Source organism: Polyangium sp. 6x1, from assembly GCF_029946515.1.
Taxonomy (GTDB): Bacteria; Myxococcota_A; Polyangia; order Polyangiales; family Polyangiaceae; genus Polyangium.
This window is the reverse complement of the sequence record NZ_JARZHH010000007.1, coordinates 32,781-45,935: the sequence shown is the minus strand read 5'-3', so window position 1 is coordinate 45,935 and position 13,155 is coordinate 32,781. Positions and strand designations below refer to the sequence as shown.

11 protein-coding genes are annotated in these 13,155 nt (G+C 68.9%); 7 read left to right on the top strand and 4 right to left on the bottom strand.

Annotated elements, in window-relative coordinates; all coding sequences use genetic code 11:
- Positions 1–22 precede the first annotated feature (22 nt).
- The 5 genes from QHF85_RS09775 to QHF85_RS09755 all read left to right on the top strand — a co-directional run bounded on the left by QHF85_RS09775 (position 23) and on the right by QHF85_RS09755 (position 5,212).
- A complete protein-coding gene (locus QHF85_RS09775) occupies positions 23–490 on the top strand; it encodes a DoxX family protein (RefSeq protein WP_281326836.1) in 468 nt (155 codons plus the stop codon).
- Positions 487–1,920, top strand: a complete 1,434-nt coding sequence (locus QHF85_RS09770) for an alginate export family protein (RefSeq protein ID WP_281326835.1) — start codon at positions 487–489, stop codon at positions 1,918–1,920. Before QHF85_RS09775 ends, QHF85_RS09770 begins: the two co-directional genes overlap by 4 nt.
- A gap of 214 nt (positions 1,921–2,134) precedes the next feature.
- Positions 2,135–2,812 (top strand): hydrolase, encoded by a 678-nt coding sequence (locus QHF85_RS09765; RefSeq protein WP_281326834.1) that lies wholly within the window; start codon positions 2,135–2,137, stop codon positions 2,810–2,812.
- A 10-nt stretch (positions 2,813–2,822) separates the two neighbouring features.
- Positions 2,823–3,374 (top strand): antibiotic biosynthesis monooxygenase, encoded by a 552-nt coding sequence (locus tag QHF85_RS09760; protein ID WP_281326833.1) that lies wholly within the window; start codon positions 2,823–2,825, stop codon positions 3,372–3,374.
- Positions 3,371–5,212 carry an amidohydrolase gene (locus QHF85_RS09755; protein ID WP_281326832.1) on the top strand — a complete coding sequence of 614 codons (1,842 nt, stop codon included), beginning with the start codon at positions 3,371–3,373 and terminating at the stop codon, positions 5,210–5,212. The genes QHF85_RS09760 and QHF85_RS09755 overlap by 4 nt, the downstream gene beginning before the upstream one ends.
- A gap of 72 nt (positions 5,213–5,284) precedes the next feature.
- On the opposite strand, the gene QHF85_RS09750 is transcribed toward QHF85_RS09755, so the two are convergent.
- Positions 5,285–5,698 carry a helix-turn-helix domain-containing protein gene (locus QHF85_RS09750; protein WP_281326831.1) on the bottom strand — a complete coding sequence of 138 codons (414 nt, stop codon included), beginning with the start codon at positions 5,696–5,698 and terminating at the stop codon, positions 5,285–5,287.
- 222 nt (positions 5,699–5,920) lie between these two features.
- On the opposite strand from QHF85_RS09750, the gene QHF85_RS09745 reads away from it, so the two are divergent.
- Positions 5,921–6,961 carry a phosphotransferase gene (locus QHF85_RS09745; protein ID WP_281326830.1) on the top strand — a complete coding sequence of 347 codons (1,041 nt, stop codon included), beginning with the start codon at positions 5,921–5,923 and terminating at the stop codon, positions 6,959–6,961.
- Positions 6,962–6,976: 15 nt separating this feature from the next.
- Here the strand turns inward: QHF85_RS09745 and QHF85_RS09740 are convergent, their stop codons facing one another.
- The 3 genes from QHF85_RS09740 to QHF85_RS09730 are packed head-to-tail and all read right to left on the bottom strand — an operon-like array spanning position 6,977 to position 12,293.
- Complete coding sequence (locus tag QHF85_RS09740; protein ID WP_281326829.1) at positions 6,977–8,170, bottom strand: PEGA domain-containing protein; 1,194 nt, start codon at positions 8,168–8,170, stop codon at positions 6,977–6,979.
- Positions 8,167–10,722 (bottom strand): VCBS repeat-containing protein, encoded by a 2,556-nt coding sequence (locus QHF85_RS09735; protein ID WP_281326828.1) that lies wholly within the window; start codon positions 10,720–10,722, stop codon positions 8,167–8,169. Before QHF85_RS09735 ends, QHF85_RS09740 begins: the two co-directional genes overlap by 4 nt.
- Positions 10,722–12,293 (bottom strand): serine/threonine-protein kinase, encoded by a 1,572-nt coding sequence (locus QHF85_RS09730; protein ID WP_281326827.1) that lies wholly within the window; start codon positions 12,291–12,293, stop codon positions 10,722–10,724. The genes QHF85_RS09735 and QHF85_RS09730 overlap by 1 nt, the downstream gene beginning before the upstream one ends.
- 294 nt (positions 12,294–12,587) lie before the next feature.
- Between QHF85_RS09730 and QHF85_RS09725 the strand changes: the two genes are divergently transcribed.
- Positions 12,588–13,139: a hypothetical protein gene (locus tag QHF85_RS09725; RefSeq protein WP_281326826.1), complete on the top strand. Its 552-nt coding sequence runs from the start codon at positions 12,588–12,590 to the stop codon at positions 13,137–13,139.
- Positions 13,140–13,155: the final 16 nt, after the last annotated feature.

The window sequence follows — 13,155 nt, the reverse complement described above, 5'->3', positions numbered from 1 at the left end:
TCGATGCGCGAGGATTCGCGCCATGAGCTCCATGGCCGCGCTCCGCGCGCGCTCGCTCGATCTCGGCCTCCTCTTCCTGCGTGTAAGCTCGGCCGCGCTCATTTGGACGTTCCACATGGCCAGAAAGCTCGGCGACTTCGACCACGAGCTCCGTACGTTTCCCGACCCGCTCGGCGTCGGCCACGCAACGAGCTTCGTGATGGTGTTCGGCGCCGAGGGGCTATGCAGCCTCCTCGTCGCGATCGGCCTGGCCACGCGTCTTTCGTCGCTCCCCATTGTCTTCACCATGATGATGGTGCTCGTCCTCGGCGCGCGCGGGTTCGAGGGCGCGGACGTCCAGTCGGCCCTCCTCTACGCCGTACCTCATGTCGTCCTCGTGCTCACGGGACCGGGGCGTTGGTCGCTCGATCATCGACTCCGAGACCGCTGGGATCGCCTGGGCGCTCGCCTCGCTCCCGGGGCGTGGGGACGCCTTGGAGACGATCGGTGAGGCGACTGGGCCTTTTCTTTGGGCTTTGGCTCCTCACCCCTCCTGCCGCGGGACAATCCGCCACGAAAACCGGGCCCTCGCCCGACCTCCCCGCGCACGGCGACGAGACGGGAACGTATTCGCCCTACCGGCCGATCCGGTACCTCGAGGAGTACGCTCACCTCGCGGACGGGCCGCGCGACGACCCGTGGGATCCTATCAAATACGTGCCGCTCTGGCGCGGCGGATACCTCTCCTTCGGCGGACAGCACCGACTCCGCTACGAGCTCGTCGATCCCATCGACATCGGAATCGGAGGCGATCGCGCGACGAGTAGCGCGCTCCTCTCGCGCAACCTCCTCCACGCCGATCTCCACCTCTCGCGGGGGATCCGTATCTTCGCGCAGCTCGGGGGTTTTTACGCGCTCGGCGTACCATCTTCCGAAGCCCGGCCTCCGGACGCCGACGACCTCGACGTCACGCAGCTCTTCGTCGAAAGCAGCGCCGTGCTCGGTGGCATTCGCATCACCGGCCGGGTCGGCCGTCAGGAAATGGCGCTCGGATCCACGCGATGGGTGGGCACGCGCGACGGCACGAACGTCCGGCAGGCGTTCGACCTCGTCCGCGTCACGCTCGCGAAGCAAGGCGGATGGAGCGTGGAGACGTTCGTCGGTGCCGTCCCCGCGCTTCGGCGCGGCGCCTTCGACGACGCCCCCGATTGGCAAGATCGCTTCTGGGGAATGTATGCGACGCTGCCCGTTCTCCCGCGAAAGCTGCTAGGCCTGGACGTCTTCTACCTCGGCCGCCGGCGACCCGACGCGGCGTACGCGGACGTGCGAGGGCGCGAGGTCCGCCACACGTTCGGCATGCGTATCTTCGGCGAGACGGATTTTGGCCTCGAGTACGTCGGGCACGCCCTCGTGCAGCGCGGCGCGATCGAGGACGACAGCGTGCTCGCGTGGGGCTTCGCGGCCGCGTTGTGGCAGCGCCTGCCCGGCGTCCTCGAGCCCGTACGCTTCGGCATCCGCGGCGACGCGCTGAGCGGAGATGCACGCCTGCGCGACGGGCGGACGACGACGTTCCAGCCGCTCTTCCCGAATCAAAGCTTTTTCAGCGCGCTGCCGGCGATCTATCCGACGAACCTCTACGACGCTCACCCGCTGCTTCGCATCGAAGGGGCGAAGGTTTCGTTCGAGGCTGGATGTACTCTGTTCTTTCGGCAGGCGATCGAGGACGCGGTGTACGCGCCGCCCGGCACGGTCCTGGTATCGGGCGAGGCGACGCGGGCGCGCTACACCGCCGCGCAAACCTCGCTGTCGATCGGCTACAAGGCCGACCGCCACCTCTCCTTCAATGCCGAGTACACACACGTCTTCCCCGGCCCCGCGATCACGGATTCCGGTGGAACCGACGTGGACTTCTTCGGAACATGGACCACGTACACGTATTGAACCTTGCCGATTGCGTGTCGGCCACCTCCGGATTCCGACCGACGGTCCCTCCTTCGAAAGGAGGAGAGGTCATTCCTCCGTCGGCAGGTCGGGGACGTAGGCCGCACGGTCGATATCCCTCTCGCCGGAGAGGGGTCATCTTACGCCACACGCTCGCTCGACAGGCCTCGGCTTGGCGGCTCCAACCCAAACCCACATTCCAGGTACAACGACGATGAACAAATATCACAAGCTCTATACGCCGGAAGACAGCGCGGTCGTTTTCATCGATCACCAGCCGCAGATGACGTTCGGTGTCGCCAACATCGATCGCGCGGCGCTCATCAACAACGTGACGCTGCTCGCGAAGGCCGCGAAGGAGTTCAACGTCCCCGCCGTCCTCACCGCGGTGGAGACGGAGTCGTTCAGCGGGTACATCTGGCCGCACCTCCTCGATGTGTTTCCCGGGCAACCGGTCGTCGAGCGGACGAGCATGAACGCGTGGGACGATGCGGGCTTCCGCGCGGCCATCGAGGCGACGGGCAAGAAGAACATTCTCCTCACCGGCCTCTGGACCGAGGTCTGCGTGACCTGGCCCGCCATCGAAATGCTCGGCGCCGGTTACAACATCTACGTCGTCGAGGACTGCTGCGGCGCGACGTCGACGGCCGCCCATGACGCGGCGCTGTCCAGGATGGTCCAGGCGGGCGCGATCCGGCTGACGACCATCGCTGCGCTCCTCGAATGGCAGCGCGACTGGGCGAAGCGCGAGCACTACAACCAGCTCATGGGCCTCATCAAGCAGCACGGCGGCGCCTACGGCGCGGGCGTCGAGTATGCCTACACGATGGTCCACCACGCGCCGCAATCGGCGGTGAAGCCGCAGATCGTGCCGAAGAAGGCCGGTCACTGACAGCAGAGCCATGGCCGAGACCATCCACATCGCCATCGTCCGGCGCGTGAAGAAGACGCACATCGAGGCCTTCGAGCGCGCCCTCACCGAATTCGCCAGCCGGTCCTTGGCCGAGCCTGGAGCGAGGGGAGTGCATTGCCTCTACCCGCCGCCCGGCTCCGATTCGACCGAGTACGGCATCCTGCGCAGCTTCGCCAGCGCCGCCGACCGCGACGCGTTTTACGAGACGCCGCTCTACAAGGAATGGCTCGCTCGCATCGCGCCGATGGTGGAGGGTGAACCGACGTACCGGCGATTGGAAGGCCTCGAAGCCTGGTTTCGCGACACCGCCGAGCCCATGCCGCCGCGATGGAAGATGGCCTTGCTCACCTGGATCGCCGTGTGGCCGGTCAGTATGATCGTCCCGGCGCTCCTCCTTCCGTTGCTCGGCCCGAAATTCCCGCAACTCCTCGCCTCCGGCGTCATCGCCGGAGGCATCGTTGCGGTTCTCACGTGGGGCGCCATGCCATTGCTCGTGAAGCTCGCGCATCCCTGGCTTCACCCCGGGAACAGGACCTCATGAAGACCACAGCCGATCTCATCCTCCACAACGGTCGCATCACCACGCTCGATCCGAGCCACCCCGAAGCGAAGGAGGTGGTCGTCGTCGGCGGCCGGATCGCCGGGGTCGACAACGCTTCGCAGTTCGAGCGCGGGCCCGCGACGAAGGTCGTCGACCTCGGCGGGCGCAGGGTCATTCCGGGGCTCTACGATTCGCACCTCCACGTCATCCGCGGCGGACTGAACTACAACATGGAGCTGCGCTGGGAGGGCGTGCCCTCCCTTGCCCTGGCCCTCGAAATGCTCCGCGACCAGGCGGCCCGCACACCCGCGCCGCAATGGGTGCGCGTGGTCGGCGGATGGAGCGAATTCCAGTTCGCCGAGCGGCGGATGCCGACGCTCGACGAGATCAACGCGGCGGCTCCCGACACGCCGGTCTTCGTCCTGCACCTGTATTGCCGGGCCTTGCTCAACCGCGCGGCGCTCCGCGCGTGCGGATACACGAAGGACACCCCCGACCCGCCCGGCGGCACGATCGTCCGTGACAAGGCGGGCAACCCCACCGGGATGCTCATCGCGAAGCCAAACGCGACCATCCTGTACGCGACGCTCGCGAAAGGGCCGAAGCTCCCCCCCGAATATCAGTACAACTCGACGCGCCACTTCATGCGGGAGCTCAACCGGCTCGGCGTGACGAGCGTGTGCGACGCGGGAGGTGGCTTCCAGAATTACCCGGAAGACTACGAGATCATCCAGAAGCTTCACGAGCGCGGCGAGATGACGTTGCGCATCGCCTACAACCTCTTCACGCAAAAGGCTGGCGGCGAGCTCGAAGATTTCGTGCGCTGGTCGAAGATCGTGAAGCCGGGCGACGGCGACGACATGCTCCGGTGCAACGGCGCGGGCGAGATGCTCGTCTTCTCCGCGGCGGACTTCGAGGACTTCCTCGAGCCGCGCCCCGATCTCCCCGAGAAGCTCGAATCCGAGCTCGAGCGCGTCGTTCGTTTCCTGGCCGAGAACCGCTGGCCGTTCCGGCTTCATGCGACGTACGACGAATCGATCTCGCGGTTCTTGTCCATCTTCGAGAAGGTCCACAGCGACGTCCCGCTCGACGAGCTGCACTGGTTCTTCGACCATTGCGAGACCATCTCCGATCGGAACATCGAGCGCGTCAAGGCGCTCGGAGGCGGGATCGCGATCCAGCATCGGATGGCCTTCCAGGGCGAATACTTCGTCGACCGCTACGGCGCGAAGGCGGCCGAGCGCACGCCGCCCCTCCGGCGAATGCTGGAGCTCGGCGTCCCGGTCGGCGCAGGCACGGACGCGACGCGCGTCGCGAGCTACAATCCGTTCGTCTCCCTGTACTGGATGACCACGGGAAAGACGCTCGGCGGGCTTTCGCTGTATCCGGAGAAGGCGCGATTGACGAGGGAGGAGGCGCTTCGGCTCTACACCCAGGGCAGCACCTGGATGTCGCGGGAAGAAGGGACACGCGGCGCGATCGCGCCCGGGCAGCTCGCCGACATGGCGGTGCTGACGGCCGACTATTTCAAGATTCCTGACGAGGAAATCAAGGCGCTCGAATCGGTGCTCACGATCCTCGGGGGCACACCGGTCTACGCTGCTGACGAATTCAAGCCGCTCGATCCGGGCGACCTGCCGGTGATGCCAGACTGGTCGCCGGTGCACCGCCATCCTGGGGCCTTCCGGCAGAGCGCGCAGGCGGCGCTCCCGGCCGAGCGTCGTTGCGTGCAGATGCACGCGCAGCCGGGCGGGCAGCCGGCCTTCGGCCTTCCGCGATGGCTGTCGGAGCTGGGCAACCTGTTCGACGGCGGCGGTTGCGAGTGCTTCGTGTTCTGAAAGGAGTTTGTCGCATGGCAACGATGACCGTCAAGGACGGCACGCAGATCCATGCGGATCTCCTCGCGTTCCTCAAGAGCTGACATCCCCTCGCTTCCCGCTTTCGGGCGCTGCTCGATCGTGTAGATTCGCCGCGTCCTCGGTGCGGTCGACGCGCGTCCCTTTCAGCATCCCGCGCACCTCTTCGAGCTCGCGCGTGAGCTCCTCCGGCGGCAACTTCCTCCAGCGCTCCAGAAGCTGCGCCATCGGGTGTTCGTCCGGGAACGTGACCAGGATCATCGGCTGCACGCCGAGCCCCGTCGCAATCTGAACCAGGGTTCCGAAGTTGACCCGCACGAGCCCCTGCTCGATGCTCGACAGGTGGCCCTTGTTGAGGCCGCTCACATTGGCGAGCTCGACCAGGGACATGAGGCGTTCCGCGCGGAGCAGGCGGATCCGGGCGCCGATCTTGGCGGAAATGGGGTCGGGGGTCGTCCTTCGCGGCATGGGGGTCTCCTCGGGCGTGTCGATCGGGAGACACCCCCTACCATCATCGAGTCCCTCGGACAAACGTTTTGTGGTTGTCGGGGCACACGGGCAGCACGTTTCCGGCGGCCCATGCCCGGGATCGCGTGCTCCCAGGGGGCAGTACCGCCCGGCGCCCCTCGATGCTCACCCCGCGCCGGCGACCTGCCTCATGGCGGCGTTGAGCGGTGGAAGAGGTTCGTCATGCCGATCATGATCGCCGACCCGGAGCGCCTGCGCCGGCTCGACCTTGCATTTTTCCAGGATCGATCCAATACGAATTCCACGACCACCCGGGATGCCATGACCCTCGAAGACCTCCTCCCCCCGAACCTCAGGGGACCCACGACCACCATCACCCGTATCGCCGCCGGCCTCTCGGGGGCCGGCGTTTACCGCGTCGATGCCGCCGGCGAGTCGTTCGTACTCAAGGTCGCCGCGGAGAGCGAAGGCGAAGGCGATTGGCGCAAGACGCTCCACATCCAGCGGCTCGCCGCCGACGCGGGGCTCGCGCCTCGTATCGTCCATGTCGACGAGCCGAGGCGCGCGGTCCTGACCGCCTTCGTCGCCGACCGCTCGTTCGGGGCTTTTTATCGGGACCCGCGCACCCACGAAGCCGCGGTCGCCGAGCTCGGCCGCACCGTGCGCCGCATTCACGCGCTCCCCATCCCCGAAGGCGCGCTCGCGCGTGATGCCCGCGCGTTTCTCCTTCAAATATGGGGCGAATCCATGGCCGGCTTCGCCCTTCCGGGCTTCGCCCGCGACGCCGTCGAGCGGTTGCTCGCCGAGGCGCCGCCGGCCCCCGAAGGCGCCCCGGTCCTCGGTCACAACGATCTCAATCCGTCGAACCTCGTCTACGACGGCGCGTCGATCGTGGTGCTCGACTGGGCCGCCGCGGGGCCGAACGACGGGTTTTACGATCTCGCGGTGCTCTCCGTCTTCCTGCGCATGGACGAGGGCACCTGCCTGCGCCTGCTCTCGGCCTACCACGACCAGCCGCTCGCGGCGCTCCCCGACCGATTCACGTACACGCGGAGGCTCGCGGCGGCGCTCGCCGGCACGATGCAGCTCCACCTCGCCCGGCAGATGAAGCACGCCGGGGCCACGGGCGCCGACACGCTCGAATCGACGCCCTCGCTCGGCGAGTTTTATCAGCGAATGGCGACCGGCGCGCTGAAGATCGGCACGGCGGACGGCCAGTGGGCGTTTGGTCTCACCCTGCTGAAGGCAAGCCTTGCGTATTGAGCCGGTCGACGGCCCTCAAAAACTTCCGCCCACGCCGACCCACGCCCCTCCCGGCATCGGGACCACCCTCGCATACCTGCCCCCGCGCGCCGTGCCCCCGGACTCCGCGGGTGGCGTGGGGTTGTCGAACCAGTACGTTGCGACGGCCGCCACGCCGAGCACGCTCGCCATCGCGAACGATCCGATCGCGCCGGTGCGCAGCACGTCCCGTGACGAGCGCGCCGATTCGTATGCGCCGAGCTCGCCGACGTCGATATTTCCCTCTTCGGTGCGCGTGAGCACCCGCTGCGCCGCGTCCTCCTCCACGGCCGCGCCCACGGCGAGCGCGAAGCCGGAGACCAGGGCCACCCCTGCGCCGGCCACGAGCCCGTACGAGATACGGCGCTGGCGCGTCGTCGAGAGGGAGACGTCGAGGTGGTTCGTCCCTCCTCGTTCGATCATCACGCGCAAGGCGCGCGGGTCGTGGCCGCGCTGCGCGACGGTCACCATGTGCGCGCCCGAGGGCAGCTCGATCGGCGAGCCGAGCGGCGCTTCGCCTTGCGAACGGCCGTCGACCAGAACCGAAGCGCCCTCGGGCGCCGTCACCGCGAGGAAACTCGGGCGCTCGCGCAGGTTGATCTCCACCGGCAAGATCGCGCCCTCCACGGCCACGATTTCGCGTGTCTCCTCGATGAATCCATGCGCCGTGACCACGAGCGCATGCTTGCCGGGGGCGATGGCCTCGATCACCGGCACCGTGGTCCGCGTGACGCCGTCGATCGAAATGACGGCGCCCGGGGTCTGCGTCGTGATCAAGAGCCGCGCCTTCGATACGGTCGTCTCGGCGGTCTTCTGTTCGAGGCTCGCCGCGATCGCCTCGAGCTCCCCGAGCGCGGCCACGACGTCGGCGCGGCGCCCGCCCTCGGGCACGAGCTCGAGGTAGCTGCGAAAATGCGCGATCGCAGCCTGCAGCACCGCGGGATCCCGCGCGACCGTGTAATGGCGGCGCTCGGCCTGCGCGAGCGAGAAAAGCACGGTCGGCCGCTCCGGCGTCAGGGCGTGCGTCGCCCGGAAGGCGTCGACGGCGTCGGCATAACGACCCGCCGCATAGGCCTGCGCGCCCGCAGTGAACAGGATCCTCGCCTCCTCGACCGCGTCCGCGGCATGGAGAGGGCGCGCGGAGGCGGCGACGAGCAGCACCGAAAGGAGAACACTCGCGGCGCGCTTCATTGAAGCTCCGGGAGCGAGCGATAAAGCTCGAGCCCGTCCTCCGCCTGGACGGCGACGTCATCGACGCCGTCGTGATCGAAATCGGCGACCGCGAGCGCGCGCACGTGCGGGAGCGATCGCACCAAAATGGGCGCCGCGGTCGCGTCCCTGCCCGCGTCGAATTCGTAACGATAGAGCCCACTTTCGCTCGCGACCAGCACGTCGAACCCCTTTCCCCGCGGCGAGGTCACGCACGCGATCGCGCGCACGCCCGACCCGTCCGGGTCGAGCGGCGCCGAGACGTGCCCGTCGTTTCCGAGGTCCCCCGCCTCGTTCCCCCAAAGAATCGTGAGAGCCCCGGGCGCGACCGGCGAACCGGTCCGGACGAGCGCGTCCGCGTGCCCGTCGCCGTCCACGTCGGCGACGACGAGCTCCGCGTCGATGGAGAGCGACGCGGCGAACGGCCGCGCGGCGCGGCTCCGGAAGGTCGCCGAAGTCTCGTCGTAATCGGCGATCGAAAGGGCCGCGCGCCTCTCCTCGCCGTAAGCTCCGACGACGACGACCTCGTCGACCTCGTCGTCGTTCAAGTCCGCCGCCGCGACGAGCGCGCCATGACGGAACAGGATCGCGCCCGCCGGCTCCACCGACGCGAAATGCGAATCGAGCGGATCACTCGCGCCGGGCAACCCCGGGGGGCCGTCCTCGAAGGCCTCGACGCGGAACAGGCGCAGCTCGCCCGTCGGCTGGTCCAGGCCGAGCGCCGCGACGTCGGCGGTATCGTCGCCGAATCGCCCGAACGTGAGCGAGATCGGCAGGAACGACTTGCCCGCGCTCCGCAAGGGCAATGCCGGGAAGATGTTGCGCGAGGTGCGCCCCTGGAGCACCGCGAGCGCGTCCGACTCGTGCGCCTCGGCCTCGAAGACGACGGCGACCTCCGCCATCCCATCGATCCCGGTTTCTCCGACGTAATGCCCGGCCGTGATTTGCTCGACCGCCCCGGCCTCCACCGCGGCGACCGCCGCCGTCGGGGGGCCGAAAGCCACGCCGAAGCTCAAGGCGATGTGATCGGCGAGCTCCCCGTCTTCCCCGTTCTGCTCGCTGAACGCGAGATCGTCGAGCAGATCGCCGTCGAAATCGCCGACCGTGAGCAGCCTCGTGGGGCCGTGCGTCGAGATCACCGCCGGGGCGAACACGCCGCCGCCCGTGTTGTTCAAGAAATCGAGGTCGACGACGCCCGCCGTGGCGGCCACGACGTCGGGCGCGTCATTGCCGTTGAAATGACCGATCACTGCCTCGGACCAGGAAAACCCGAGGTTTCCATACGCGAGCTCGTACCCCGTGGAGCGAGAGACGACGACTCCGCGCGGGACGATGAAATCGACCAAGCCGTCGGCGTTCAGGTCCCCCATCGCGAGGGGAAATCCAGCGTCCCCCGCGGCTGCCGGCAGCGCATAGGGCGCCGCCTCGTTCGGGCCGCCGCCGGGGTTTTTCGAGACGAACGTGCCATTGCCGAGCCCGAACGCGACGTACGTCTTGCCGCCCGCGCCCACGACGAGGTCGAGGTGCGCGTCCATGTCCACGTCCGCCACGAAGACGCCACGATCGATCGGCGCCGCAGGCACGAGCGTCACGGCGGAGCGCTCGCCATTCGTGTTCCACTCCACCCCGAGAGGGCCGAGCCTGCACGGCGTGAAGACGGGCACCGTGGTGGCCCCGGCATAAGCGACGAGGATCTGCTTGCAAGGCACCGCTTCGTCGAGCTGGGCGGCGAGCATCGGCACGGCGCCGATGACATCGGCCTCGCCCCCCGGCATCGGCGTGAGGTCCGCCGACGTCCCGTTCGCGGAGAACCCCATCAACGACGCGCCTTCCTCGGCCGTATCGGCGAGCGCCACGATCTCGTCCCCCGGCGCATCCGGGAGCGCGTCGACGAACAAAAGCCGCGTGGACGTCCCCTGCGGCAATACGATGGAAGGCACCATCGCGAAATGGGCCGTGGCTTCCGCGTGTCCGCGCAGGAGCGCCACGCCCTCGCGGTCCGCAAAGGCGACGTCCCGGCGCTTCGTTCCCGTCCCGGCGCCAACGGCCGGGGCCGCGATCTCGAAGGGGAGCTCCGTGAGCGCCTCGGAGAGGGAAAAACCATGCGAGTAGAGCGCGCGCGCAGGCCGGAGCCCGGCGGCGTCCGACGCGCCGAGCAGCAGGAGATCGGGCCCCCCATCGAGATCGAAATCCCCCACGCGGAGCGACGTCGGCCAGGTGAAACCCACGCGCTCGCCGGTCGGCTCGATCGCGCCCGACGTGCGACGACAAACCCGATCGGATCCGCAGCCGAAGCCGGCCGGGCACCTCGGCTCGGAGACGGCGGGGTCACAGACGAACCGGCACTCGTTCGGCGTGTTCATGGCCGCGCACGTGCCCGGCGCGGTCGCGTGGCCGTCGCAATCCTCGCCCTCCTCGACGACGAAATTGCCGCACATGCCCTCCGACCACGGGGGCAGCGGAGCGCACGCGGAGGCGGCGAGCGCGAGCGCCGCGAGGACGATTCCCGTGCGCCGAGGGGCCGCGTGGCGCATCAGAAGGGCTCCAGGTCGCCGGGGAGCTTGCCCTTGGTTTCGGTCTTCGGGGGGCGTGGCGCGGACGTCGCTTGGCGGAGCTCGACGGCGAGCGCACGGTCGACGTTCGGCACCACCGTGATCTCGGCAGGCGTGAAACCCTCCGCGACAAACCGCAGCTCGATGGGTTTGTCCCCTCGATCCATCACGAGCGGGCCAGGCACCGTCCCGAGGAGGTCGGCGCCGCGGTAGACGCGCGTCCCCTTCGGCGCGGACGAGACGGTGATCGTGACCTCGACGCGCGCGGCGGCCGAAGGCGCCCCGGAGGCCGAGGCCACCGCCGGGAGCACCTCTGCGCTCTCCGCGGGCGTCACGGGCGCCGGAGGCTCGACGGACGGCGCGGACGTGGACGCGGGCGTCGTCGTCGGGCGAGGCGCGCGGTGCGAGAGGATCACCGCCAGCGTGACCGCGGCCACGAGAGCCGTTGCGGCCCAAACGATCCACCGCGACCGACCGGGCAAGGACGACGGGCGCACGCTGCGCAGCGACCTGGAGAGGGGCGACGGGCTCGTGATGTCCTGCGGCCCCTCGGCGCTGCCTCCGCGCGTTACGGCGTCTGCTTGCCCCGATGCGACGACGTCCACCCGCGCCGAGCTCGGCACCGGGAGCGAGGGCGCCCCGCCCGCCGCGCTCCGCGCCGAGACCCGCTCGATCCGCGCGACGAGCGCCTCGTTTCCCGGCGAGAGGGGCGCGAGCGCGCGGGCGAGCTCCCCGACGCTCGAATACCTGTCGCTCGGCTCCTTTTCGAGGCAACGCATCAAGATCGCCTCGAGCTCGGGCGGCGCGTCCGCGCGGACCTCGGCGAGCGGCTGCGGGGGATCGCGGACGACGGCCGCCATCATGTCCGCCATCGTGCGGGCAGGGAAGGGCAGCCGGCCCGTGACGAGCTCGTACAGCACGACGCCGAGCGACCAGATGTCGGCACGTGCATCGACGTCGGTCGCGCTGCGGAGCTGCTCGGGCGCCATGTAGCTCGGCGAGCCGAAGATCTGGCCCGACTGCGTCAATCCCGACACTGCCGTCGGCGCGTTCGGCAGGACCATCTTGGAGACGCCGAAATCGAGGACCTTGACGATTTGCGTCTCGTCGGGCTTCCGCGCGAGGAACAGGTTCGCCGGCTTCAGATCGCGATGCACGATTCCCACCGCGTGCGCCGCGGCGACCGCGTCGCAGGCTTCGAGCAAGTGTTTCACGGCGACGGCGACGTCGAGGGCCCCCTCGTCGTGCAGCACGTCGGCGAGGTCTTTCCCGTCGAGCAGCTCCATGACGATGTACGCCCCGCCCTCGGGCAAGAGGCCGGCGTCCATCACGCGGGCGACGTGTTCGCTCTGGATTTTCCCTGCGGCGCGCGCCTCGCGGATGAAGCGCGCGATCGCGCCGTCGTCGTACGCGGAGTGCTCGTGCAGGACCTTGACGGCGACTGGTTGCTCCAGGTCGACGTGCATCGCCAGGAGCACGAGCCCCATTCCTCCCCGGCCGATTTCCCGCTCGACGCGGTACTTGCCGGCGATGACCTCCCCAACCGTCACCACGTGCGCACCCTCCCCGCAGAGCCGCGAGCGCGGCCCTGCATCGAACGACAATACATGAATCGATAGCCGCCGGATCCTTTGCCGACTGTCGGAATTCTGCCTTCTCGCGAGGACGTCAGGCGATTTCCGACGCGCAAATTCCCAACGCTCGAACGAGATTGCCGTGATGAGGTTTTGCTCGCACACTGACAGGAGAGTCCTTAGGGCACGCGCGCGCCCGCGCATGCCTCGTCTTTGTGGGCGACCGTCGAAAAGTTGGCCCACTGCGCCTTTCCATTGTCATTCACGTCGCGAGTGGATCTGCGCGCGCTCCCGCCCGATGTCCTGATCGTCCTCCTCGCCGCGGCGGCGCTGCTCGCTTTGGTGCAGACCGCGCGTATTGCTTGGCGGGGCTTCTGGCGGCGGCGCACGATCACGATTCGCCGCGAGCGGGGCGCCGCGGGCGAGCTTCGCGCCGAGGGGCTGCTGCGCGACCTCGGCTACACCATTCTGGGCCGGCAGGTGGCCGTGTCGTACGGCGTGCACGTCGACGGCGAGCCGGTGGCGATCGATCTGCGCGCCGATTACCTCGTGGGCTGGGGCGACAAGCGTTTCGTGGCCGAGGTGAAGACGGGCCGCGCGGCGCCGCGGATCGACACGCCGGGCACGCGCCGGCAGCTCCTCGAATACCGCATTGCGTTCGACGTGGACGGAGTCTTATTGGTCGACGCCGAGGCGGAGCGGGTCCACGCGGTGGAGTTCCCGCTCGGCGCGAGCGAATCGCCGCGCCCCTCGCGCCTGGCCTGGCTGCTCGCGGGCGCGGCGATCGGCGCCGTCGCCGCGGCGGCCGCGCGGTTCTCGTTCTGATCAGGCGCGCCGGGCG